Here is a 24,281-nt window from a genome sequence, read left to right as displayed (position 1 = left end):
TTATTTATTGTATTTTTGATTTATTAGATGAATTGCTTTATCTCTGTTTTTAAAATGTTTTTTTGAAATAGTATCAAGTTGTTGAATATCATATTTTTGAATGACTTTAGCGGCAATTAAATCTACTTTATTACTTGCGCCTTTTGGGATTTCCATATGTAGTTTTTTAGAGATGTGGTCCATGTGTTTAACAAATGCATAGCGAGAAATAATGCTTGCTGTCGCGATTGCTAGTGATTTAGACTCACCTTTTGTTTCAAATTTTGTTTTGTCAGGAAAAGGTAATGCTGATAATGCGTAATGTTGATAAACTTCTCGTTTTGCAAATTGATCAATAACAATATAATCCAGTTGATCTTGCTCAATTTTTTGAATCACATTTTTGATAGCCTCATTATGTAAGACAGCTTTCATTTTAACTTGAGACCATCCTAGACTTTGTCGTTCGTTATACTTAACATTATCTAATGTTAATAAAGAATGCGGGATAAAGGTAATGAGCTGTTCTGCAAGATCGACGATTTTAGTATCGTTTAGTTTTTTTGAATCATCTACACCAAGTTCTTTTAAGATTTTGATATGTGATTGGCTCACATAAGCTGCACACACAGTCAATGGACCAAAATAGTCGCCACTGCCTGCTTCATCGCTACCAATACAATGAAAATGATTATATTGAATACTAGTTGTATTTGATGATGTATGTTTGCCAGTTGTTGATTGCTTATCTGGTAGCAATTGACTCGCTACTTGCTCAGCATTCTTACCTTGAAACATTACTTTGCCAGAACTATAGATATTGATAACAGTATTTTGATATCTCGTACGAGCTTTCATACCTTGAGGCAACTTCGTCGTCTCAAAAGTAGTTTGAGCCATCAATGATTGAATTTCTTTTGACGTGAGTTTGTATACTACATTTCCCATTAATTGAATCCTCTCTTTTTTGTACTCTTTTATATTTTATCAAATTTTAATATTGAAGATAGTCTTAAATGATATTGTTGAATATGTCATCTGTATTATCTTTTAATAACAGACGTTTACATTGGTATTTACACTCATGTATAATATTTGATGATAAGTAAAATTATGTAAAATACTACAATTTACAATTTAATAAATTGGAATTTGAATAATTGTTTAAGTTAAAATCATTTTAATCCAAGGTCAGGAGAAATTAGTATGGGTGAATTTAAAAATAGAATAAATGTTACGATTAATGATCAACATTTCACAATCATTGGCGAAGATAGCCCTGAACATATTCGTTATGTAGCACATCTTGTTGATGAAAAAATGCAAGAATTAGGTCAAAAATCAGCAGGTTTAGATACAACTCGAAAAGCGATTTTAACATCTGTGAATATTATGCATGAGAAAGTTATTTTAGAAGAAGAGAACAGACGATTACAGCAAGAAATAAATCAATTAAAACAAAGAGATGAATAAATGCTCATTGATATAGTTGTTCTTATTATTATTTGTTACTTTATAGTGATAGGGTTTCGTAGAGGTATTTGGTTATCGATATTGCATTTTGCTTCTTCAATTGTATCTTTATTTATTGCGTCACAATATTATCAATCTATTGCGCAACGTTTAGTTGTTTTTGTGCCATTTCCTAAAACAGTGGCGTTTGATATGGTCTATACTATACCTTATGATCATTTGCAATACAGATTTGAAAAAGTGATAGCATTTATTATAATATTTGGTATGTGTAAGCTTATTTTGTATCTAGTTGTTGTTACATTTGATAATATAATAACGTATAAAAAGATACATTTAGTAAGTCGGATATCGAGTGTCGTTTTGAGTATCATAGCGGTTTTTATATATTTACAAATTGGACTTTATTTATTATCGCTATATCCGCATTCATTTATACAGTACCAATTATCTCAATCGCTATTAAGTCGAGTTGTGATTGAACAAATTCCTTATTTATCACAATTTATTTTAAATTTATAAAGTAATGACATGAGGTCAGGACAAGTTCGAACGTTAATGTTATGTCCTGGTCTTCTTTTTATGGAGTGATATTGATGACAAAAAAAGATGTAATTCAATTATTAGAAAAAATAGCTATATATATGGAGCTAAAAGGAGAAAATACATTTAAAGTTTCAGCCTATAGAAAAGCTGCACAAAGTTTAGAGGTTGATGAGCGTACATTAGAAGAGATTGATGATGTAAAAGAACTTAAAGGCATTGGAAAAGGCGTAGGAGAAGTTATTAATGAATTTAAAACAAAAGGTCAATCATCGACTCTTCAAGCACTTCAAGATGAAGTACCTGAAGGGTTAGTGCCACTGTTGAAAATACAGGGATTAGGCAGTAAAAAAATAGCAAAACTATATCAAGAACTTCAAATTACTGATAAAGAAACACTTCAAAAAGCCTGTGAAGAAGGTAAAGTCAGTGCTTTAAACGGTTTTGCAAAAAAGACAGAGCAAAACATTTTAGAAGCAGTGAAGGCGATAGGTGCTAAAAAGGATCGTTATCCTATAGAGCTAATGAGAGGTCTCAACCAAGAAATTGTAAAATTTATTGAACAGCTAGAAGGAGTTAAACAATATTCAACTGCTGGTAGTTTTAGAAGATATAAGGAAATGAGTAAAGATTTAGATTTCATAATTAGTACATCAGAGCCTAAAAAAGTTCAACAACAATTACTCCGTATTCCGAATAAAGTCAAAGATGTTGCTGTTGGGGATACTAAAATTTCTCTGGAATTAGCTTATGATGATGAGACGATTGGTGTTGATTTTAGATTGATAGAACCTGCTGCTTTTTACCATACTTTACAACACTTCACCGGTTCGAAGGATCATAATATTAGAATAAGACAATTAGCAAAAGCACGTGACGAAAAGGTTAGTGAGTATGGTATCGAACAACAAGATGGTAAGCTATTACAATTACAAAGTGAAGAAGCGATCTATCATCATTTTGGTGTAGATTGGATTGCGCCTGCCATGCGTGAAGACGGTAGTGAGTTTGATAAAGATCTGAGTCAAATCATTCAATTAGGTGACATCAATGGAGATTTGCATATGCACACAACATATAGTGATGGTGCCTTTTCGATTAAAGAAATGATTGAGGCAAATATTGCAAAAGGTTATGAATTTATGGTCATTACAGATCACTCACAAAGTTTAAAAGTAGCTCATGGATTACAAGTCGACCGTCTGCTAAGACAAAATGAAGAAATAAAGCAATTAAATGAAGAGTATAAGGAAATAGATATATATTCAGGAACAGAAATGGACATTCTACCTGATGGAACATTAGATTACGATGACGAAGTATTGGCACAGCTTGATTATGTTATCGCAGCTATTCATCAAAGCTTTAATCAATCTGAAGACGAAATCATGAAACGTTTGGAAACAGCATGTAGAAATCCATATGTGCGTCACATTGCTCATCCAACCGGCCGTATTATTGGACGTAGAAAAGGTTATAAAGCTAATATTGAAAAGTTAATGAATTTAGCCGAAGAAACAAATACAATTTTAGAGATTAACGCAAATCCACATCGTTTAGATTTAAATGCAGAAATCGTTCGTAAATATCCAAAGGTTAAGTTAACAATTAATACGGATGCTCATCATACAAATCATCTTGATTTCATGAAATATGGTGTTGCTACTGCACAAAAAGGATTTGTCAATAAAGAGAGGGTCATTAATACAATGACGAAGGAAGCCTTTCGCTCATTTGTTGAAACGAATAAATATAAGAAATAGAGGGATTGCATGAGACAAAAAACATTAGATGTCTTGGAATTTGAAAAGATTAAATCATTTGTGGCAGATGAAACTATAAGTGATCTAGGTCGTGAAAAAGTACAAGAGATGGCTCCCGCTAGTAATTTTGATACAGTAGAATTTCAAATGAATGAAACAGACGAAATTTCACAAATCTATAACAAGCATCGATTACCAAGTTTAAGTGGTCTAGCAAAAGTGTCTCCACTTGTTCATAGGGCCAGCATAGGAGGCGTTTTAAATGTGGCAGAATTAAACAGAATTAAACGCCTAGTTCAAGTGCAAAATCAATTTAAAACATTTTACAATCAAATGCTAGAAGAAGATGAAGAGGTTAAGTATCCTATACTGCATGATAAAATGAATCATCTACCGATACTTACAGATTTATTTAAAGAAATTAATGAAACATGTGATGCACACGATTTATTTGACCATGCAAGTTATACTTTACAAAGTATTAGAAGTAAAATTTCAAGAACAAACCAACGAATTCGTCAAAATTTAGATAGAATAGTGAAAAATCAAGGGAATCAAAAAAAACTATCTGATGCAATTGTAACAGTAAGAAATGATCGCAATGTTATTCCGGTGAAAGCTGAATATAGACAAGATTTCAATGGTATTGTTCATGATCAATCGGCATCAGGACAAACACTATATATTGAACCGAATTCTGTTGTAGAGATGAATAATCAAATCAGTCGTTTGCGTAATGATGAAGCAGTTGAACGTGAACGTATATTGACTGAATTGACGGGATTTGTTTCGGCGGAAGCTGACGCATTACTCATTGCTGAATCGGTTATGGGTCAAATTGATTTTTTAATTGCTAAAGCTCGTTATGCGCGCACTATAAAAGGGACAAAACCTACATTTAAAGAGGATCGAACTATATATTTACCTAATGCATTTCACCCTTTATTAGACAAAGATACTGTTGTAGCAAATACAATTGAATTTATTGACGATGTAGAAACAGTCATAATTACTGGACCAAACACGGGTGGTAAGACGGTTACTTTAAAAACACTAGGATTGATAATTGTCATGGCACAATCAGGATTGTTAATTCCTACACTGGATGGAAGTCAATTAAGTATCTTTGAAAATGTATATTGTGATATTGGAGATGAACAATCTATAGAACAATCATTATCAACATTTTCATCTCACATGAAAAATATAGTAGAAATATTACAAGATGCAGATCAAAATAGTCTCATTTTATTTGATGAACTAGGCGCAGGTACAGATCCAAGTGAAGGTGCGGCACTCGCAATGAGTATCTTAGATTATGTACGCCGTTTAGGGTCTTTAGTTATGGCAACAACACATTACCCTGAATTAAAAGCTTATAGTTATAATCGTGAAGGTGTCATGAATGCAAGCGTTGAATTTGACGTTGAAACACTGAGCCCGACTTATAAATTATTAATGGGTGTTCCAGGGAGATCTAATGCCTTTGATATATCGAAAAAACTTGGTCTAAGTCTCAACATCATTAATAAAGCTAAGACAATGATAGGGACAGACGAGCAAGAGATCAATGCCATGATTGAATCATTAGAACAAAATTCAAAACGTGTTGATCAACAACGTATAGAATTAGATCGACTTGTGAGGGAAGCACAGCAAACCCACGATGCTTTGTCTAAACAATACCAACAGTATCAAAATTATGAGACATCATTGATGGATGAAGCTAAAGAAAAAGCTAATCAGCGTGTGAAATCTGCGACTAAAGAAGCGGACGAAATTCTTAAAGAACTTAGAAATCTAAGAGATCATAAGGGCGCTGAGGTAAAAGAACATGAATTAATTGATAAAAAGAAACAACTTGATGATCAATATGAGGTAAAATCAATTAAGCAACATGTTCAAAAGAAAAAGTATGATACGATTCATACTGGAGATGAAGTGAAAGTTCTATCTTACGGTCAAAAAGGTGAAGTGCTTGAACTTGTAGGTGACGAAGAAGCAGTTGTACAAATGGGAATCATTAAAATGAAATTACCTATTGAAGATTTAGAAAAAACGAAAAAGAAAAAAGAAAAACCTACAAAAATGGTAACAAGACAAAATAGACAAACTATTAAAACAGAACTAGATTTAAGAGGATATCGTTACGAAGAAGCTTTAAATGAATTAGATCAATATCTTGATCAGGCGGTTTTAAGCAATTACGAACAAGTTTATATTATTCATGGTAAAGGTACGGGGGCACTTCAAAAAGGTGTTCAACAACATTTGAAAAAACATAAAAGCGTTAGACAATTTAGGGGAGGTATGCCTAGTGAAGGTGGATTTGGTGTCACTGTGGCAGAACTCAAGTAACCTTTAGATATGAGTAATGTGACTATATCTGAATAATTAAATGAACGATTTTATAGAACTCAGTATTAAAAATATTTAATAACAGTGCTTAACTTAAAGTATAAAGTTTAACGAAAGGACAAGGGCGCACATTACCATAATAACTAATGTGTTAAGTCGCTCTAAACTCGCTATGTTTGTTAAGAGCATCTATAATGCAAAGGTGATTAATCTCTGTTATAATTTGTTCATCATTGAAAATTAAGGAGGATTGGCATTATGGCAATCGTAAAAGTAACTGATTCTGATTTTGATAGCAAAATTGAATCTGGTGTTAAATTAGTTGATTTCTGGGCGACTTGGTGTGGACCTTGTAAAATGATTGCACCAGTTTTAGAAGAACTAGCAGGAGACTATGATGGTAAAGCTGACATCTTAAAATTAGATGTTGATGAAAACCCATCAACTGCAGCGAAATATGAAGTAATGAGTATCCCAACTTTAATTGTATTTAAAGATGGCGAACCAGTTGATAAAGTTGTAGGTTTCCAACCTAAAGAAAACTTAGCAGAAGTATTAGATAAACATCTATAAGATTAACATAAATAAAGACTGGGGCATTACATTGAGTAATTGCTCCAGCTTTATTTTGTTTTCATTAATTAATTTGATAATGGAAAGGAGGAGCCCTTTGGAGGAATATCAAAAGAAAATAAAAGAAAAATTAAACGTAGTCCCTTTAGAGCCGGGTTGTTACTTAATGAAAGATAGAAATGATCAGGTTATATATGTGGGGAAGGCAAAACGTTTAAGAAATCGTCTACGTTCTTATTTTACGGGCGCACATGATGCTAAAACAACCCGTTTAGTTGGAGAAATACGTAACTTTGAATTTATCGTGACATCAAGTGAGACAGAATCGCTACTGCTAGAGCTTAATCTTATAAAACAGTATCAACCCCGATATAATATTTTATTAAAAGATGATAAAAGTTATCCTTTTATTAAAATTACCAAAGAAAAGCACCCACGATTACTTGTTACTCGTACTGTAAAAAAGAATTCAGGTAAATACTTTGGTCCATATCCTAATGCGTATTCTGCACAAGAAACAAAGAAATTACTTGATCGTATCTATCCATTTAGAAAATGCGATAATATGCCAGATAAGCTGTGTCTTTATTACCATATTGGACAATGCATGGGACCGTGTGTCTATGATGTTGATTTAGAGAAGTATGCTCAAATGACAAAAGAAATTACGGACTTTCTAAATGGGGAAGATAAAACAATTTTGAATCATTTAGAAGAACGCATGAATAAAGCGAGTGAACAGTTAGATTTTGAACAAGCAAAAGAATATAGGGATATGATTCAACACATTCACAATTTAACTAAAAAACAAAAGATTATGTCTTCGGATAATACAATTAGAGATGTTTTTGGTTATAGTGTTTCTAAAGGCTGGATGTGTGTTCAAGTCTTCTTCGTTAGACAAGGTAATATGATTAAACGTGATGCTACAATGATACCAATACAACAAACAGAGGAAGAAGAATTTTATACTTTTATAGGTCAATTTTATAGTTTAAATCAGCATCTAATACCTAAAGAAGTTCATGTACCTAAAAATCTTGATAAGGATATCATTCAGTCGGTGGTAGATACTAAGATTGTTCAACCAGTACGAGGAGCTAAAAAAGACATGATTAATTTAGCGAATCACAATGCTGAAGTGCAACTCGATAATAAATTTGAATTAATTGCTAGAGATGAGTCAAGAACCATCAAAGCAATTGAAGAACTAGGAGAGCGTATGGGTATCCAAACACCAATAAGAATTGAAGCTTTTGATAATTCAAATATTCAAGGTGTTGATCCAGTTTCAGCAATGGTTACATTTGTAGATGGCAAACCTCATAAAAAAGATTATCGAAAATATAAGATTAAAACAGTGGAAGGACCTGATGATTATAAATCTATGAGAGAGGTCGTTCGTAGACGCTATACTCGTGTACTTAACGAAGGGCTACCTCTACCAGATTTAATAATAGTTGATGGTGGGAAAGGTCATATGAATGGTGTGATGGATGTACTCGAAAATGAGCTTGGGCTAGATATACCAGTTGCTGGTTTACAAAAAAATGATAAACACCAAACATCTGAACTACTTTATGGAGCAAGTGCTGAAATAGTACCTTTAAAAAAGAATAGTCAAGCATTTTATCTATTACACCGCATACAAGATGAGGTTCATCGATTTGCAATTACATTCCACCGACAAACACGTCAAAAAACAGGTCTGAAATCTGTTCTTGATGACATTGATGGTATTGGAACTAAGAGAAAAACTTCATTATTACGTACGTTTGGATCGATTAAGAAAATGAAAGAAGCGTCTTTTGATGAATTAAGACAAGCAGGATTGCCTGAAAAGGTTGCTAAAAACCTTCAAAACGCGTTACAAAACAAATAATTATTAAAAAGTGGGCATGAGAATCATTCTCATGCCCAAAAATTGTGAAATTAATGTTACAATGTACGTATCAAAAGCTAATTTTTTTAAAGTTGTATGGAAGCGTTTTCTAAATGAGAAAAGTTATCACTTCATGTTAATTGTCACAACTAATAGATTTCCAAATCTTTAAACTTACTGCTCAATGACTGGCTTTTTACTTTTTTAAGTCCTACTTGTGTATAGGTCGATATTAATTATAAAGACAAGTACTAAATAAAAAAGTAAATCAACGCTGGTCTTTTATGTAAAACTTTAGGGCATTTTGCATACAAGTTTCTAAGAATTAGCAATTTAAATTATAAGTTTCGCAGGGGGGACTCTTTTTGGCTCAATCAAAGAATGAATTTTACCTTAGAAGATTACATTCGTTATTAGGGGTTATTCCGATAGGTGCATTTTTAATTGTACACTTAATGGTAAACCATCAAGCAACGCAAGGTGCTGAAGCTTTTAATAGAGCGTCAGGATTTATGGAATCTTTACCATTCCTTATTGTGATGGAATTTATACTTATTTATATACCATTGTTATACCATGGTTTGTTCGGTTTACACATCGCTTTCACTGCTAAGGAGAACATCGGACATTACTCATTATTTAGAAACTGGATGTTTTTCTTCCAACGTGTAAGTGGTATTTTAGCATTTATTTTTATTGCAATGCACTTATGGCAAACACGTTTGCAGAAAGCTTTTTATGGTAAATCTGTGGACTATAATCTAATGCATGAAACATTACAACATCCGTTATGGGCAATCTTTTACATTATTTGTGTCATTGCTGTTGTTTTCCATTTTGCTAATGGTTTATGGTCATTTTGTGTAACATGGGGCTTTTTACAATCTAAAAAATCACAACGTGTTTTTACTTGGATTTCACTCATAGTATTTTTAGTGATTTCTTATATTGGTGTTGCAGCTGTTATTGCGTTTATATAAGTATACGAATTTTCATTTTGAAATAAGTGAGTATAGATAAATTTACTACTAAGAAATTATGAAACGTTAAAGATTAACTGTTTAGTAGTTAGTTTATATCTGAAAATTAAAAGTAGGGCTTGAGATTTAAATATTCAGGGGAGTGACATTTCTATGGCAGAGAAAAAAATTATTGTTGTCGGTGGAGGACTAGCCGGTCTGATGTCAACAATTAAAGCGGCAGAACAAGGTGCACATGTAGATTTATTTTCCATTGTACCGGTAAAGCGTTCGCACTCTGTTTGTGCACAAGGTGGCATAAATGGTGCTGTTAATACTAAAGGTGAGGGAGATTCACCGTGGATTCACTTTGATGATACTGTTTATGGTGGAGACTTCCTGGCCAATCAACCACCAGTCAAAGCAATGGCTGATGCTGCACCTAAAATCATCCATCTGTTAGATCGCATGGGGGTTATGTTTAACAGAACGAAAGAAGGTTTATTAGACTTTAGACGTTTTGGCGGTACACTACATCATAGAACAGCATTTGCTGGCGCAACGACAGGTCAACAGTTACTCTATGCATTAGATGAGCAAGTTCGTTCATTTGAGGTGGATGGTTTAGTAACTAAATACGAAGGATGGGAATTTCTAGGTATTGTTAAAGACGAAGAAGATGCTGCAAGAGGTATTGTCGCTCAAAATATGACAACATCAGAAATTCAATCATTCGGTTCAGACGCTGTTATCATGGCAACAGGTGGTCCTGGTATTATCTTTGGTAAAACGACGAACTCAATGATTAATACAGGTTCAGCGGCGTCCATCGTTTATCAGCAAGGTGCGATTTATGCAAATGGTGAATTCATTCAAATACATCCGACTGCGATTCCAGGTGATGACAAATTACGTCTTATGAGTGAATCAGCTCGTGGTGAAGGTGGCCGTATTTGGACGTATAAAGATGGTAAACCTTGGTACTTCTTAGAAGAAAAATATCCAGACTATGGTAACTTGGTTCCACGTGATATAGCGACACGTGAAATTTTCGATGTTTGTATTAACCAAAAGTTAGGCATCAATGGAGAAAACATGGTATACCTTGATTTATCTCATAAAGATCCACACGAATTAGATGTTAAATTAGGTGGTATTATTGAAATTTATGAAAAATTCACAGGTGATGATCCACGTAAAGTTCCAATGAAGATTTTCCCAGCAGTACATTATTCAATGGGTGGTTTATACGTAGATTATGATCAAATGACTAATATCAAAGGGTTATTTGCAGCTGGAGAATGCGATTTCTCACAACATGGTGGTAACCGTTTAGGTGCTAATTCTTTACTTTCAGCTATTTATGGAGGTACAGTAGCAGGTCCTAACGCTATCAAATATGTTGAAAATGTTGAAAAATCGTATACAGATTTAGATGACAGTATTTTCGAAGCTCGTGTTAAAGAAGAGAAAGAAAAATTTGATCATTTATTAAATATGCGTGGTACTGAAAATGCTTATAAACTTCACCGTGAATTAGGTGAAATTATGACAGCTAACGTAACTGTGGTTCGTGAAAATGAAAAGTTACTTGAAACAGATAAAAAAATTCAAGAACTTATGAAACGTTATGAAGATATTGATATGGAAGATACGCAAACATGGAGCAACCAAGCAGTATTCTTCACACGACAATTATGGAATATGTTGGTTCTTGCTCGTGTGATTACGATTGGTGCGTATAATCGTAACGAATCTAGAGGTGCACATTACAAACCTGAATTCCCAGAACGTAATGATGAAGAATGGTTAAAAACAACCATGGCTCGTTATAAAGGTAGAAGTGAAAAGCCAGAATTTACTTATGAGCCAGTAGATGTAAGTTTAATTCCACCTCGTAAGCGTGACTACACAAGTAAGTCTAAAGGAGGTAATAAATAATGGCTGATCAATCATTAAAAGAAACTCCAAAAACTCAAAGTAATCCACAAACTCAAGTACAAGGTCAAAATCAACAACCAAAACAAAAAACAGTAAAATTGATAATTAAACGTCAAGATAATAGCGAATCAAAACCTTATGAAGAATCATTTGAAATTCCTTATAAGGAAAATTTAAACGTAATCGCATGTTTGATGGAAATCAGACGAAATCCAGTCAACTCTAAAGGTGAAAAAACGACACCAGTCACATGGGATATGAATTGCCTCGAAGAAGTATGTGGCGCTTGTTCAATGGTAATCAACGGCCGTGCACGACAATCATGTTCAGCTATTGTTGATCAATTAGAACAACCTATTCGTCTTGAACCTATGAGTACTTTCCCTGTCATTCGAGATTTACAAGTTGATCGCTCAAGAATGTTCGATTACTTAAAACGAATGAAAGCATGGATTCCTATTGATGGAACATATGACTTAGGACCTGGACCACGTATGCCAGAGAAAAAACGTCAAACTGCATATGAGTTGTCTAAATGTATGACTTGTGGTGTATGTTTAGAAGTATGTCCAAATGTCACAAAAAACAATAAATTTGTTGGTGCACAAGCTATTTCTCAAGTACGTTTGTTCGATTTACATCCAACAGGTTCTATGACTAAAGATGAGCGTTTAGATGCATTGATGAGTGCAGGTGGACTGCAAGAATGTGGTAATTCTCAAAACTGTGTGAATGCATGTCCTAAAGGTATACCATTGACAACGTCAATTGCCGCAATGAATAGAGAAACCTCTTTCCATATGTTTAAATCATTCTTTGGTTCAGACCATCAAGTAGATTAATATAGCTTATAGTGACCAAGGCAACTTCGCCTTGGTCATTTTTTGCTGATTGTAGAATAAATATAGGAATTTCACTTTACAAGAACTATAAACGTAAATATCTACAGTTATATGATACTGTGATACAATGTAAGGTAATTGTAAAAATAAGGGTGAAGAAGTATGAATAAACCTATTGGAGTCATTGATTCAGGTGTTGGTGGTCTTACTGTTGCTAAAGAAATTATGAGACAGTTACCAAATGAAACTATTTATTATTTAGGTGATATAGCACGTTGTCCATATGGTCCAAGACCAGGAGAAGAAGTTAAAAAATTCACAACGGAACTAGCTCAAAAATTGATGGAATTTGATATAAAAATGCTGGTTATTGCTTGCAATACTGCTACGGCAGTTGCGTTAGATTATTTACAAAACATATTACCTATTCCTGTCATTGGTGTTATCGAACCTGGAGCAAGAACTGCGATAATGACTACAAAAAATCAAAATGTATTAGTTTTAGGAACCGAAGGAACAATTAAATCAGAAGCGTATCGCACACATATAAAAAAGATAAATCCAAATGTGAATGTCTATAGTGTTGCATGCCCGGGCTTTGTTCCTCTAGTTGAACAAATGCGCTATAAAGACCCTACAATCACTAATATTGTGATTCATCAAACGTTGAAGCAATGGAGAAACAGTGATGCGGACACGGTTATTTTAGGATGTACACACTATCCGTTGTTATATCAGCCTATTTATGAATATTTTAGTGGTACTAAAACAGTTATCTCATCTGGCTTAGAAACAGCAAGAGAAGTAAGTGCATTACTCACGTTTAGCAATGAGCATGCCAGTTACACAGAACATCCCCAACATCGATTTTTTGCGACTGGTGACACCACACATATTAAAAATATTATTGATGAATGGTTAAATATGAAAGTTGAAGTCAAAAGAATAACTGTAAATGATTCATAGAAGGAGAGAATGATATGGAAGATATTGTTATTGCAACTAATAATCAAGGTAAGATAAACGATTTTAAAGCTATTTTTAAAAATCAAAATGTTATTGGAATTTCTGAGTTGATTGAAGATTTTGATGTAGAAGAAACAGGTGCCACATTTGAAGAAAACGCTAAGTTAAAATCCGAAGCGGCAGCACATGCATTAAATAAGCGTGTCATTGCAGATGATAGTGGACTTGAAGTGTTCGCATTAAATGGGGAACCAGGCGTATATTCAGCGCGCTATGCAGGATTAGGTAAGAATGATGAAGATAATATTGAAAAGTTGTTAACGAACTTAGAAGATGTTCAAGACCGTCGTGCTCAATTTGTTTGTGTGATTAGTATGAGTGCGCCTAATGAAAAAACAAAAACATTTAAAGGAACAGTTTCCGGAGTGATAACAACTGAACGACATGGAAAAAATGGTTTTGGTTATGATCCAATATTTTTCGTTCCAGAATTAAATAAAACGATGGCGGAAATTACAAATGATGAAAAAGGTAAAATCAGTCATCGTGGAAATGCTATTCTATTGTTAAAAGAATATTTAGAGGGTGAACAACATGTCTAAGTGGATTATTCTTAGTGATAATCACAAAGAAACAGGTATTTTATATCATATTTATGATCTACATAAAGATGCAGATAAATTTTTACATTTAGGGGATTCTGAATTTAGTTATAATGACACAGAACTTAGTTTGTATCAGCGTGTGAAAGGTAATTGTGATTTTTATCCAGAGTTTTTAGAAGAAGCAATCACTGAAGAAAACGGAGTTCGTGCCTTTTATACTCATGGTCATCTTTATCAAGTAAACCAAACACGAATGAAACTTGCTGAAAAGGCAAAAGAATTAGGATGTTTGTTTGCTTTCTATGGACATACACATGTGGCAAAATATGAGCAAATAGGTGGCATCCATGTAATTAATCCTGGTAGTATTTCTCAATCACGTAGTCAAATCGAAGAAACTTTTGCTGAGCTCGTATACAAGGATCATGAAAATACCATCATTTTGAATTTTAGAAATAGAGAAAATCAGGTCATCGAAACAGTTAAGATTGAATATTAGACAGTTAGGAATAATAAGAGCAAAACTTTTATATAAAGAATAAACCTGGGACATTAAAATGTTTCAGGTTTATTAATGATGTGGTCATCGATGGCTAAATTAAACTTACGTGATGTTTACGCCTTATTAAGTTTGCTCTTTTGTAATATATAGCGGGTTTTAATCTCTGTTGAATTATATTATTGTATTTTACATAATAAAAAAGGAGCCTCATTCAATGAGACTCCTTTTTTTATAGCGTCCTGGGAGGGATTCGAACCCCCGACCGATGGCTTAGAAGGCCATTGCTCTATCCAGCTGAGCTACCAGGACATTTTCAACACAAGAATTATTATATCTAAATATATGTCTTTTAGCAATAGGTACCTAATAAAAATTATTTATATTTTTCACTATAATAGAGGTTTTTATACATAAATGTTAATTTGATATAAAATCCTATATGTTTATATCAATAAAATAGAGTGCAATACAGTTGTGCATGCCTAACTGTTGTAAAACCTAAGAAAATTAACAGTTAGGAACTCTTAATTATTTAGTATGAAAAATGCAACAAATTGAGTCAAATTAACTTTATAGTAAAGGTAACAAAACGATAGAGATAACGAATCGCAATCGTATCCAATCGTTTTGGAGTTATTAACTCATTTAGGAGTGTTAATAATGAAATTATTTAACGCTTTTAAAGACATCTTAGAAGCAGCCATCACTAACGATGGCACTCAATTAGGGGCAAGTATTGTTAACATCATAGAAAGTAGCGTTGATATGGTGAATCGATTTTTGGGAAATTAGTTCATCATCAACGATCTCGCATAATAATAAAATTTATTTAAAGGAGTTTTGAATAATGGAACAATTATTTGACGCAATTAGAAGTGTAGTAGATGCAGGAATCAACCAAGATTGGTCTCAATTAGCTTCAGGCATCGCTGGTATTGTTGAAAATGGTATTAGTGTTATTTCTAAATTATTAGGTCAATAATTTAAAAATTAAAACTTTAAAATTTAAATAATTAATTAGGGAGAGATAAACATGTCAAAATTAGCAGAAGCTATTGCAAATACAGTAAAAGCAGCACAAGATCAAGATTGGACTAAATTAGGAACTAGTATCGTTGACATCGTAGAAAGCGGCGTTAGCGTATTAGGTAAAATCTTCGGATTTTAATTAATCATAGTCTTTTAAAATATAAATTTAAATAATTAATTAGGGAGAGATAAACATGTCAAAATTAGCAGAAGCTATTGCAAATACAGTAAAAGCAGCACAAGATCAAGATTGGACTAAATTAGGAACTAGTATCGTTGACATCGTAGAAAGTGGCGTTAGCGTATTAGGTAAAATCTTCGGTTTCTAATACACAATTAATTATTGGCCAGAGCGAATGCTCTGGTCTTTTTTTGTGCCATTTTATTTGTTACTATTTTATTAAAAAAGATTGTTAATAAATAGGAGATTTGAATATGAAATTCAAAAATATATTATTTGATTTCGACGATACATTAGTGGATTTTTATGATGCTGAGAAAAAAGCGTTTTATAATTTAGCACAGAAATATAATCATCAGCCAAGTCAACAGGATTTCGAACATTTTAGGAAAGTGAACCAAGCCCATTGGGAAGCATTTCAACAAAATAAATTGACTAAAGATGAAGTGCTGTCACAACGATTTATTAATTATTTTAATGACTATCATATTCATGTAAATGGAAAAGAAGCTGATGAGTGCTTTAGAGATGAATTGGCAAAGGCACCGGTTAAATTATTTGATCATACATTAGAAGTTATACAACAATTAAAATTAAATCATTCTCTATATATAGTAACCAATGGTGTAACAGAAACACAGCTACGACGAATTGCTCAGACACAATTTAATGAAATATTTCAAGACGTCTTTATATCTGAACAAACTGGATTTCAAAAACCGATGACAGAGTTCTTCGATTTTGTGTTTGAACATATCGGAGAGAATAACAGGAATCAAACTCTGATTGTGGGAGATTCTTTAACGTCTGACATTTTAGGTGGTAAAAATGCTAATATATCAACATGTTGGTTTAATATCAGACAAAAAGAAAACCATACGTCTATTCAACCGGATTATATCATTAATGACTTATCAGAAATGGTTCACATTGTTGAGTGAATAGGAGAGAAAAAGACAATTGAAGAAGTGTAAGTTGAGCCAACGCTTGTAAAATTTATCACTACAAGTGTTGGCTCAGTTTAATTGATATATTATTGTTACGACATTATGGATTCCATATTAGGATGTCGTGCCCCTCAGGATTTTTGGTTGCTACATCTTTAAAACCTTGTGTTAAAAAGAACGCTTTTGAGTTATTTCTAGCAATAGCTTTAATTGGTTTTTTATTTTCTTTAGCAAAGTTTAATAGTTGCTTAGCATATCCACGTCTTTGGTAAGTATCTAATACTTCTAATTTCCAAAGTAGAATATAGTAATTGCTATTAGGAAAATAAGTTTCTTCTACTTCTCCTTTATCAAGTAGTGCCATTCTCGCAACTAATTTATTACCAACAAAAATTCCATAAAAAGGAGAATCGGAACTTGCATCAATCATTTGTCCCTTTAGCTCCTCAATCATATATAGGTTCTTGTTACCAAATTCTCTGAAATCAGCGAAAAGCTCATCAGTTTTGTAGTTGATTTGTAAATGTTTAACTTCACCCATATCGTTTCCCCCTTTGTTTCTTTATTTTATTATACCCTCTTTAAAATGCTTTTTCATTTAATAATCATACTTAGTTGTTTTGTCAAAAATTTAGATAAATTAATGTATAAGCCGTTAAATTGTCAATAAGAAATATAATCTTTATACTATATGAGGAATAGTGATAATGAAGGAGTAAAAACATGAAGTGTAATACGTTAAAGTTAACTGAACAAGATCAGTTCATTAATAAAATAAAAAATAGTGAATCTCAAATTACATCTTTTTATGAATATGATGCATCGCAAAAAGAAAGCTTTGATAGAAGATTAAAAACACCTAATAACGGAAGGGAATTTCATTTATCACGAGTGATTAAATCTTACATGAATGAATTAAATTTAACACATCAGCAACTGAATAACATAGATGCTTTAGCTGATGGTGCAAAAGTAGTGATTGGTGGACAACAAGCTGGTCTTTTTGGGGGTCCACTGTATACGTTTCATAAGATTTTCTCAATTATAATTTTAAGTCGTCAACTTTCTGAGAAATACGATACGCCTATTGTACCTGTGTTTTGGATTGCTGGTGAGGACCATGATTTTGAAGAGGTAAATCATACGTATGCATTCAATAATAAAGAAACTACTTTGAAAAAAGTAAAGTATCATACGATGACACCACCAGATAGTAATGTTTCAAGATATACTCCTGATAAGAACGAATTAAAAGCATCATTAAATCACTTTTTTAAAGAAATAAAGGAAACTGTACATACTCAAGATGTTTATCAAATGTGCGTCAATATTATTAATCAATATGATTCATGGACTGATATTTTTAAGGGATTGATACATGAAGTGTTTAAGGACTATGGCATTCTACTCATTGATGCTCAATACCCTGAATTAAGACAGATGGAGAAACCGTTGTTTAAAGAGATATTAGAAAAGAGGGATCAAGTCGATCAATCTTTTCGTGAAACTCAGATACGAACAACTCAACAACAACTTCCATCAATGATACAAACAGAGACAAACACGCATTTGTTTATCCATGAAGACGGAATGAGACAGCTTTTAAATTTTGATGGCACTTATTTTAAACTGAATAAAACTGAGAAACGTTACACGAAACAAAATTTGTTAGATATCATAGAAAGAGAGCCTGAAAGAATTTCTAATAATGTTGTTACACGTCCAGTTGTAGAGGAATGGTTGTTTAACACAGTAGCATTTATCGGAGGTCCAAGCGAAATCAAATATTGGGCAGAATTAAAAGGTGTTTTTGATACGTTAAATGTAGAAATGCCTATTGTTATGCCGAGATTAAGAATCACGTATTTGTATGCTAGAACTAAAAAGTTATTAAAACAATATAATTTATCAATAGAGTCTGTCATTGCAAATGGAGTAGAACAGGAACGTCAACGTTTTGTTCGTGAAAAAGCGTCAAATAATTTTATAAATGAAGTAGAAGAAATGAAAACTCAGCAACAAGAACTTTATAATAATTTATTAACTTATGTGGAAAATAACCATGACAACCAACTTCTTTTAGAAAAAAATAATCAAATTCATCTCAATCAATACGATTATTTAATCAAACGATACCTTCTGAATATTGAAAGAGAAAATGATATAAGTATGCGACAGTTTAGAGAAATCAGTGAAACACTCCATCCAATGGGTGGTCTACAAGAAAGAGTTTGGAATCCACTTCAAATTATGAATGATTTTGGGATAGATGTGTTCAGTCCCTCCACCTATCCACCACTTTCTTACTCGTTTGATCATTTGATTATAAAACATTGATATGACAGTGTTTTTACCCGTTTTATCTTAAAGATAAAACGGGTTTTTTTGTGTTTGAGCAAATTATTTGCACCTTTTTTGTATAATTAGTGGAGGATAGTGGGGAGATGTGGTAAATTATAAATAAGGTGAGGTGATAAAAAATGTTCATGGGAGAATTCGATCATCAATTGGATACAAAAGGACGTATGATTATACCGTCCAAGTTTCGTTATGATCTAAATGAACGTTTTATTATCACAAGAGGCCTTGATAAATGTTTATTTGGTTACACTCTAGAAGAATGGCAGCAAATTGAAGAGAAGATGAAAACCTTACCTATGACAAAAAAAGACGCGCGTAAATTTATGCGTATGTTCTTCTCAGGTGCTGTAGAAGTAGAATTAGATAAACAAGGGCGTATTAATATTCCGCAAAATTTAAGAAAATACGCCAATTTAAGTAAGGAATGTACAGTAATTGGTGTTTCAAATCGTATTGAGATTTGGGACAGAGAAACTTGGAATGATTTCTATGATGAATCTGAAGAAAGTTTCGAAGACATTGCTGAAGATTTAATAGATTTTGATTTTTAAATGGAGGAATTTAAATGTTTCATCATGTGAGCGTCATGTTAAACGAAACCATTGATTATTTAAATATTAAAGAAGATGGTGTGTATGTTGACTGTACGTTAGGTGGAGCAGGACATGCCCTCTATTTACTTAATCAATTAAATGATAAAGGTAGACTTATTGCGATTGATCAAGATTTAACAGCCATAGAAAATGCGAAAGAAGTTTTAAAAGAACATTTGCACAAAGTCACTTTTGTTCATAACAACTTTCGAGAATTAACAAATATTTTAAATGAATTAGAAATTGATAAAGTAGATGGTATTTATTATGACTTAGGTGTTTCAAGTCCTCAATTGGATGTGCCTGAAAGAGGTTTCAGTTATCACAATGATGCGAAACTTGATATGCGAATGGATCAAACACAATCACTTTCTGCATATGAAGTAGTTAATCAATGGTCTTATGAAGCATTAGTTAAGATTTTCTATCGTTACGGCGAAGAGAAATTTTCTAAACAAATTGCACGTAGAATTGAAGCCCACCGAGAACAACAACCGATTGAAACAACTTTAGAACTAGTTGATGTCATTAAAGAAGGCATACCAGCGAAAGCAAGACGGAAAGGGGGACATCCTGCAAAACGCGTGTTCCAAGCTATTCGAATTGCTGTGAATGATGAGTTGTCAGCTTTTGAAGATTCAGTTGAGCAAGCCATTGAATGTGTGAAGGTCGGAGGTAGAATATCAGTAATTACTTTCCACTCTTTGGAAGATCGTTTGTGTAAACAAATTTTCCAAGAGTTTGAGAAAGGTCCAGATGTACCAAGAGGTCTACCTGTTATTCCTGAAGCATATACACCTAAGTTAAAACGAGTGAATCGTAAACCGATTACCGCTACTGATGACGATTTAAACGAAAACAATCGAGCACGTAGCGCCAAGTTACGCGTAGCAGAAATATTAAAATAAGGAGTAAGTATAATGGCTGTAGAAAAAATTTATCAACCTTATGATGAAGCGACACAAACCAGTATCCCACAAAGACAACCACAATCGAGTCCTGAAAAACAAACCGTTAAAAGAAAAGTTGTTGTTCAACTTACTAGATTTGAAAAAATTTTATACATAGCATTAATAACTGTAATTGCTCTAATAAGTATTTATATGCTATCTTTAAAAATGGATGCGTACGATACGCGAGGAAAAATTGCAGATTTGGATCAAAAAATAGAGAAACAATCTAGTGAAAACAGCGCATTAAAGTCTGAAATTAAGAAAAATTCTTCATATGAACGCATTTACGACAAGGCTAAGAAGCAGGGCATGAGCCTAGAGAACGACAATGTAAAGGTAGTGCGTAATAATGGCGAAGCGAAAAATTAAAATTAAAAAAAATAAAATAGGAGCAGTCCTACTTGTTGGTTTATTCGGACTGCTCTTTTTTATATTGGTGCTAAGGTTTTCTTATATAATGATTACTGGCCACTCCAATGGTCAAGATTTAATTATGAAAGCCAATGAGAAATATTTAGTCAAAAATTCTCAACAACCAGAACGAGGTAAGATTTATGATCGTAATGGTAAAGTTTTAGCAGAAGATGTAGAAAGATATAAACTTGTTGCAGTTGTGGATAAAAAAGCAAGTAAAGAAAGTAAAAAGCCTCGACACGTGGTTGATAAAAAAAAGACAGCAAAAAAATTAGCTGAAATCATAGATATGGATGCTGATGAAATAGAAAAACGACTTAATAATAAGAAAGCCTTTCAAATCGAATTTGGTCAGAAAGGTACTAATTTAACTTATCAAGAAAAAGAAAAAATAGAGAAAATGAAATTACCTGGTATAGCACTTTACCCAGAAACTGAGCGCTTTTATCCTAATGGTAATTTTGCTTCCCATTTAATAGGGATGGCACAGAAAGACCCTGATACTGGTGAATTAAATGGTGCATTAGGTGTTGAAAAAATATTTAATAGTTATTTAAATGGATCAAGAGGTGCACTTAAATATATTCATGATATATGGGGCTACATTGCACCTAATACGAAGAAAGAGCAACAACCTAAACGTGGAGACGATGTACACTTAACAATTGATTCTAATATCCAAGTTTTTGTGGAAGAAGCGCTTGATGACATGGTTGAACGTTATGCTCCAAAAGATTTATTTGCAGTAGTAATGGACGCAAAAACTGGTGAAATACTTGCATATAGCCAACGTCCGACTTTTAATCCTGAAACAGGTAAAGATTTTGGCAAAAAGTGGGCGAACGATTTATATCAAAATACATATGAACCGGGCTCTACTTTTAAAACATACGGCTTAGCTGCAGCAATTCAAGAAGGTAAGTTCAAACCGGATGAAAAGTATAAATCAGGTCAAAGAAATATTATGGGCTCTGAAATTTCCGATTGGAATAAAACTGGTTGGGGACGTATACCCATGTCGTTAGGTTTTACTTATTCATCAAATACATTGATGATGCACTTACAAGATTTGGTTGGTGCTGATAAAATGAAATCTTGGTATGAACGCTTTGGATTTGGCAAAAAAACGGGTGGTATGTTTGATGGAGAAGCTGCAGGTAATATTGGTTGGGCAAATGAATTACAACAAAAAACGTCAGCATTTGGTCAATCAACAACTGTTACTCCTGCTCAAATGATTCAAGCACAATCGGCATTCTTTAATAAAGGAAATATGCTTAAACCATGGTTTGTAAGTAGTATCGATAATCCAATAACTAAAAAGAATTATTACTCTGGTAAAAAAGAGTTTGCCGGTAAACCAGTAACGCAAGAAACAGCCAATAAAGTTGAAGAAGAACTTGATAAAGTAGTAAATAGTAAGAAGAGTCATGCCATGAATTATCGCGTAAAAGGTTATGATATTGAAGGTAAGACAGGAACAGCACAAGTAGCTGATTCAAATGGAGGCGGTTATGTTAAAGGTGAAAATCCTTACTTTGTAAGTTTCATGGGGGATGCACCTAAGAAAGATCCTAAAGTCATTGTCTATGCAGGTATGAGTCTTGCTCAAAAAAATGATCAAGAAGCATATGAAATGGGTGTGAGCAAAGCATTTAAACCAATTATGGAGAATACGCTGAAATATTTAAATGTTGGAAAATCTAGTGATACTTCATCAAAAACTGACTATAGTAAAGTGCCTAACGTGCAAGGAGATGAAGTTCAAAAAGCAGAGGATAGCGTCAATGCTCAATCTCTTAAACCTATTACGATTGGTAATGGCAAACAAATTAAACAACAATCAGTTAAGTCAGGTACCAAAGTCCTACCGCACAGTAAAGTAATGTTAATGACAGACGGGGAATTAACAATGCCGGATATGACCGGATGGACAAAAGAAGATGTACTTGCTTTTGAAGATTTAACGAAAATTAAAGTTTCTACTAAAGGTAATGGATTTGTCACGAATCAAAGTATCTCAAAAGGTCAAATCATTAAAAATAAAGATAAGATAGAAGTATCATTATCTGCTGAAGATACGGATGATGACCAAGAGAAAACTGATGAGGACTCTTCGGATAAAAAATCAAAGAAAGATAAAGTTGATGAGGATAATTCAAATGCGTCTTCATCAAGTAAGAATGAAAAGTCGAACGCCGACTCGAAAAATGATTCTGATGACAGCACAAATGAAACATCAGGTTCTGAGAGAAATAATTAATTTAAGAGAACTTGATATCAACAACAGGTTGGGATTAACATTTTAGGGATTAGCTCACGAATGGTCCCAACCTTATTTAATAAATAGATAATGTCGTATATTAAAATAAAACAAAAACTGATAAAATATTAAAGGTTATTTACAAATAAAAAGAACTAAAATTAGAAAGTGAAGAAAAGGAGATTTATATGATCTTTATATACGCGATCATCGCATTACTGATAACATTTATTTTAGTCCCAATACTTATTCCAACATTGAAACGTATGAAATTTGGACAAAGTATCCGTGAAGAAGGGCCTCAAAGCCATATGAAAAAAACAGGTACACCTACTATGGGTGGGCTTACATTTTTAATTAGTATTATAATTACCTCCATCATTGCAATTATCTTTGTAGACCATTCCAATCCTATTATTTTGTTACTATTTGTAACAATCGGTTTTGGTCTTATTGGATTTATTGATGACTATATTATTGTAGTTAAAAAGAATAACCAAGGATTAACTAGTAAACAAAAGTTTCTAGCACAAATAATTATTGCAGTTATATTTTTTGTGCTAAGTGATGTTTTTCACCTTGTACATTTTACGACAGATTTGCATATTCCATTTGTGAATTTTGATATTCCGTTGTCATTTGCTTATGTGATATTTATTGTCTTTTGGCAAGTTGGTTTCTCAAATGCTGTAAACTTAACAGATGGCTTAGATGGATTGGCAACTGGTTTGTCAATAATAGGTTTTGCTATGTATGCTGTAATGAGTTACATGTTAGATTCACCGGCTATTGGCATATTTTGTATTATAATGATTTTCGCTTTACTAGGTTTCTTACCTTACAATTTAAATCCAGCGAAAGTTTTCATGGGAGACACAGGAAGTCTTGCTTTAGGTGGTATTTTTGCGACGATTTCAATCATGTTGAATCAAGAATTATCATTAATATTAATTGGTTTTGTGTTTGTAGTTGAGACATTATCTGTAATGTTACAAGTAGCCTCATATAAATTAACGAAGAAACGTATTTTCAAGATGAGTCCTATACATCACCACTTTGAATTAAGTGGTTGGGGTGAATGGAAGGTAGTAACAGTATTTTGGACGGTAGGTTTAATTACAGGATTAATAGGTTTATGGATTGGAGTGCATTAA

General features: G+C 33.0%; 25 protein-coding genes, 1 tRNA gene and 1 pseudogene. 24 read left to right on the top strand and 3 right to left on the bottom strand.

Annotation, left to right across the window (positions count from 1 at the left end; genetic code table 11):
- Positions 1–927: a ribonuclease HIII gene (rnhC, locus tag NST35_RS08240; protein WP_002446206.1), complete on the bottom strand. Its 927-nt coding sequence runs from the start codon at positions 925–927 to the stop codon at positions 1–3.
- Positions 928–1,185: 258 nt separating this feature from the next.
- Between rnhC and zapA the strand changes: the two genes are divergently transcribed.
- The 13 genes and pseudogenes from zapA to NST35_RS08175 all read left to right on the top strand — a co-directional run bounded on the left by zapA (position 1,186) and on the right by NST35_RS08175 (position 14,383).
- A complete protein-coding gene (gene zapA, locus NST35_RS08235) occupies positions 1,186–1,452 on the top strand; it encodes a cell division protein ZapA (protein WP_001830081.1) in 267 nt (88 codons plus the stop codon).
- A complete protein-coding gene (locus NST35_RS08230) occupies positions 1,453–1,974 on the top strand; it encodes a CvpA family protein (RefSeq protein ID WP_002446207.1) in 522 nt (173 codons plus the stop codon).
- 74 nt (positions 1,975–2,048) lie between these two features.
- Complete coding sequence (polX, locus tag NST35_RS08225) at positions 2,049–3,758, top strand: DNA polymerase/3'-5' exonuclease PolX (RefSeq protein ID WP_002486265.1); 1,710 nt, start codon at positions 2,049–2,051, stop codon at positions 3,756–3,758.
- 9 nt (positions 3,759–3,767) lie between these two features.
- Complete coding sequence (locus NST35_RS08220; protein WP_002446210.1) at positions 3,768–6,116, top strand: endonuclease MutS2; 2,349 nt, start codon at positions 3,768–3,770, stop codon at positions 6,114–6,116.
- 258 nt (positions 6,117–6,374) lie between these two features.
- Positions 6,375–6,689 carry a thioredoxin gene (gene trxA, locus NST35_RS08215; RefSeq protein WP_001830148.1) on the top strand — a complete coding sequence of 105 codons (315 nt, stop codon included), beginning with the start codon at positions 6,375–6,377 and terminating at the stop codon, positions 6,687–6,689.
- A gap of 97 nt (positions 6,690–6,786) precedes the next feature.
- Positions 6,787–8,571 (top strand): excinuclease ABC subunit UvrC, encoded by a 1,785-nt coding sequence (uvrC, locus tag NST35_RS08210; protein WP_002486269.1) that lies wholly within the window; start codon positions 6,787–6,789, stop codon positions 8,569–8,571.
- A gap of 31 nt (positions 8,572–8,602) precedes the next feature.
- Positions 8,603–8,796 (top strand): annotated as a pseudogene (locus tag NST35_RS08205) (hypothetical protein).
- A 140-nt stretch (positions 8,797–8,936) separates the two neighbouring features.
- Positions 8,937–9,551 carry a succinate dehydrogenase cytochrome b558 subunit gene (locus NST35_RS08200; RefSeq protein WP_002457415.1) on the top strand — a complete coding sequence of 205 codons (615 nt, stop codon included), beginning with the start codon at positions 8,937–8,939 and terminating at the stop codon, positions 9,549–9,551.
- 153 nt (positions 9,552–9,704) lie between these two features.
- Positions 9,705–11,471, top strand: coding sequence for a succinate dehydrogenase flavoprotein subunit (sdhA, locus tag NST35_RS08195; protein WP_002446213.1), 1,767 nt, complete (start codon positions 9,705–9,707; stop codon positions 11,469–11,471).
- Entirely contained in the window at positions 11,471–12,313 is an 843-nt protein-coding gene (sdhB, locus tag NST35_RS08190; protein ID WP_340747297.1) for a succinate dehydrogenase iron-sulfur subunit, read from the top strand. The genes sdhA and sdhB overlap by 1 nt, the downstream gene beginning before the upstream one ends.
- A 162-nt stretch (positions 12,314–12,475) precedes the next feature.
- Positions 12,476–13,279: a glutamate racemase gene (racE, locus tag NST35_RS08185; RefSeq protein ID WP_002446215.1), complete on the top strand. Its 804-nt coding sequence runs from the start codon at positions 12,476–12,478 to the stop codon at positions 13,277–13,279.
- Between the two features lie 14 nt (positions 13,280–13,293).
- Positions 13,294–13,881 (top strand): XTP/dITP diphosphatase, encoded by a 588-nt coding sequence (locus tag NST35_RS08180; protein WP_002446216.1) that lies wholly within the window; start codon positions 13,294–13,296, stop codon positions 13,879–13,881.
- Positions 13,874–14,383, top strand: a complete 510-nt coding sequence (locus NST35_RS08175) for a YfcE family phosphodiesterase (RefSeq protein WP_002446217.1) — start codon at positions 13,874–13,876, stop codon at positions 14,381–14,383. Before NST35_RS08180 ends, NST35_RS08175 begins: the two co-directional genes overlap by 8 nt.
- A gap of 238 nt (positions 14,384–14,621) precedes the next feature.
- Here NST35_RS08175 and NST35_RS08170 read toward each other — a convergent pair.
- Positions 14,622–14,695, bottom strand: a tRNA-Arg gene (locus NST35_RS08170).
- A 351-nt stretch (positions 14,696–15,046) separates the two neighbouring features.
- Between NST35_RS08170 and NST35_RS08165 the strand changes: the two genes are divergently transcribed.
- The 5 genes from NST35_RS08165 (at position 15,047) to NST35_RS08145 (ending at position 16,537) form a co-directional block, all read left to right on the top strand.
- Positions 15,047–15,178, top strand: a complete 132-nt coding sequence (locus tag NST35_RS08165) for a beta-class phenol-soluble modulin (RefSeq protein ID WP_001830076.1) — start codon at positions 15,047–15,049, stop codon at positions 15,176–15,178.
- A gap of 55 nt (positions 15,179–15,233) precedes the next feature.
- A complete protein-coding gene (locus NST35_RS08160; protein ID WP_002446218.1) occupies positions 15,234–15,368 on the top strand; it encodes a beta-class phenol-soluble modulin in 135 nt (44 codons plus the stop codon).
- A gap of 51 nt (positions 15,369–15,419) precedes the next feature.
- Positions 15,420–15,554, top strand: a complete 135-nt coding sequence (locus tag NST35_RS08155) for a beta-class phenol-soluble modulin (protein ID WP_001830095.1) — start codon at positions 15,420–15,422, stop codon at positions 15,552–15,554.
- A gap of 55 nt (positions 15,555–15,609) precedes the next feature.
- A complete protein-coding gene (locus NST35_RS08150; RefSeq protein ID WP_001830095.1) occupies positions 15,610–15,744 on the top strand; it encodes a beta-class phenol-soluble modulin in 135 nt (44 codons plus the stop codon).
- Between the two features lie 106 nt (positions 15,745–15,850).
- A complete protein-coding gene (locus NST35_RS08145; protein WP_002446219.1) occupies positions 15,851–16,537 on the top strand; it encodes a YjjG family noncanonical pyrimidine nucleotidase in 687 nt (228 codons plus the stop codon).
- 106 nt (positions 16,538–16,643) lie between these two features.
- Here the strand turns inward: NST35_RS08145 and NST35_RS08140 are convergent, their stop codons facing one another.
- Complete coding sequence (locus NST35_RS08140) at positions 16,644–17,084, bottom strand: N-acetyltransferase (RefSeq protein WP_002486263.1); 441 nt, start codon at positions 17,082–17,084, stop codon at positions 16,644–16,646.
- 182 nt (positions 17,085–17,266) lie between these two features.
- Between NST35_RS08140 and bshC the strand changes: the two genes are divergently transcribed.
- From bshC to mraY, 6 genes are all read left to right on the top strand, one after another.
- Positions 17,267–18,880 (top strand): bacillithiol biosynthesis cysteine-adding enzyme BshC, encoded by a 1,614-nt coding sequence (gene bshC, locus NST35_RS08135; RefSeq protein ID WP_002486271.1) that lies wholly within the window; start codon positions 17,267–17,269, stop codon positions 18,878–18,880.
- A 143-nt stretch (positions 18,881–19,023) separates the two neighbouring features.
- Positions 19,024–19,455, top strand: a complete 432-nt coding sequence (mraZ, locus tag NST35_RS08130) for a division/cell wall cluster transcriptional repressor MraZ (RefSeq protein WP_001830185.1) — start codon at positions 19,024–19,026, stop codon at positions 19,453–19,455.
- A gap of 14 nt (positions 19,456–19,469) precedes the next feature.
- Positions 19,470–20,405, top strand: coding sequence for a 16S rRNA (cytosine(1402)-N(4))-methyltransferase RsmH (gene rsmH / locus NST35_RS08125; RefSeq protein WP_002446223.1), 936 nt, complete (start codon positions 19,470–19,472; stop codon positions 20,403–20,405).
- Positions 20,406–20,417: 12 nt separating this feature from the next.
- The gene (ftsL, locus tag NST35_RS08120) at positions 20,418–20,819 is read left to right on the top strand and encodes a cell division protein FtsL (RefSeq protein ID WP_002446224.1); all 402 of its coding nucleotides are present in this window, start codon (positions 20,418–20,420) and stop codon (positions 20,817–20,819) included.
- Positions 20,800–23,127, top strand: a complete 2,328-nt coding sequence (locus tag NST35_RS08115) for a penicillin-binding protein (protein WP_002446225.1) — start codon at positions 20,800–20,802, stop codon at positions 23,125–23,127. The genes ftsL and NST35_RS08115 overlap by 20 nt, the downstream gene beginning before the upstream one ends.
- A 188-nt stretch (positions 23,128–23,315) precedes the next feature.
- The gene (mraY, locus tag NST35_RS08110; RefSeq protein WP_002446226.1) at positions 23,316–24,281 is read left to right on the top strand and encodes a phospho-N-acetylmuramoyl-pentapeptide-transferase; all 966 of its coding nucleotides are present in this window, start codon (positions 23,316–23,318) and stop codon (positions 24,279–24,281) included.

The organism is Staphylococcus sp. FSL W8-0304 (genome assembly GCF_038006565.1).
Taxonomy (GTDB): Bacteria; Bacillota; Bacilli; order Staphylococcales; family Staphylococcaceae; genus Staphylococcus; species Staphylococcus epidermidis.
Note: the sequence above shows the minus strand (reverse complement) of the source record. Positions and strands in the feature narration are given on the sequence as shown.

Coding starts and splice junctions, on each gene's coding strand:
- rnhC (WP_002446206.1), bottom strand. CDS start 927: ATGGGAAATGTAGTATACAAACTCACGTCAAAAGAAATTCAATCATTG.
- zapA (WP_001830081.1), top strand. CDS start 1,186: ATGGGTGAATTTAAAAATAGAATAAATGTTACGATTAATGATCAACAT.
- NST35_RS08230 (WP_002446207.1), top strand. CDS start 1,453: ATGCTCATTGATATAGTTGTTCTTATTATTATTTGTTACTTTATAGTG.
- polX (WP_002486265.1), top strand. CDS start 2,049: ATGACAAAAAAAGATGTAATTCAATTATTAGAAAAAATAGCTATATAT.
- NST35_RS08220 (WP_002446210.1), top strand. CDS start 3,768: ATGAGACAAAAAACATTAGATGTCTTGGAATTTGAAAAGATTAAATCA.
- trxA (WP_001830148.1), top strand. CDS start 6,375: ATGGCAATCGTAAAAGTAACTGATTCTGATTTTGATAGCAAAATTGAA.
- sdhA (WP_002446213.1), top strand. CDS start 9,705: ATGGCAGAGAAAAAAATTATTGTTGTCGGTGGAGGACTAGCCGGTCTG.
- sdhB (WP_340747297.1), top strand. CDS start 11,471: ATGGCTGATCAATCATTAAAAGAAACTCCAAAAACTCAAAGTAATCCA.
- racE (WP_002446215.1), top strand. CDS start 12,476: ATGAATAAACCTATTGGAGTCATTGATTCAGGTGTTGGTGGTCTTACT.
- NST35_RS08180 (WP_002446216.1), top strand. CDS start 13,294: ATGGAAGATATTGTTATTGCAACTAATAATCAAGGTAAGATAAACGAT.
- NST35_RS08175 (WP_002446217.1), top strand. CDS start 13,874: ATGTCTAAGTGGATTATTCTTAGTGATAATCACAAAGAAACAGGTATT.
- NST35_RS08165 (WP_001830076.1), top strand. CDS start 15,047: ATGAAATTATTTAACGCTTTTAAAGACATCTTAGAAGCAGCCATCACT.
- NST35_RS08160 (WP_002446218.1), top strand. CDS start 15,234: ATGGAACAATTATTTGACGCAATTAGAAGTGTAGTAGATGCAGGAATC.
- NST35_RS08155 (WP_001830095.1), top strand. CDS start 15,420: ATGTCAAAATTAGCAGAAGCTATTGCAAATACAGTAAAAGCAGCACAA.
- NST35_RS08150 (WP_001830095.1), top strand. CDS start 15,610: ATGTCAAAATTAGCAGAAGCTATTGCAAATACAGTAAAAGCAGCACAA.
- NST35_RS08145 (WP_002446219.1), top strand. CDS start 15,851: ATGAAATTCAAAAATATATTATTTGATTTCGACGATACATTAGTGGAT.
- NST35_RS08140 (WP_002486263.1), bottom strand. CDS start 17,084: ATGGGTGAAGTTAAACATTTACAAATCAACTACAAAACTGATGAGCTT.
- bshC (WP_002486271.1), top strand. CDS start 17,267: ATGAAGTGTAATACGTTAAAGTTAACTGAACAAGATCAGTTCATTAAT.
- mraZ (WP_001830185.1), top strand. CDS start 19,024: ATGTTCATGGGAGAATTCGATCATCAATTGGATACAAAAGGACGTATG.
- rsmH (WP_002446223.1), top strand. CDS start 19,470: ATGTTTCATCATGTGAGCGTCATGTTAAACGAAACCATTGATTATTTA.
- ftsL (WP_002446224.1), top strand. CDS start 20,418: ATGGCTGTAGAAAAAATTTATCAACCTTATGATGAAGCGACACAAACC.
- NST35_RS08115 (WP_002446225.1), top strand. CDS start 20,800: ATGGCGAAGCGAAAAATTAAAATTAAAAAAAATAAAATAGGAGCAGTC.
- mraY (WP_002446226.1), top strand. CDS start 23,316: ATGATCTTTATATACGCGATCATCGCATTACTGATAACATTTATTTTA.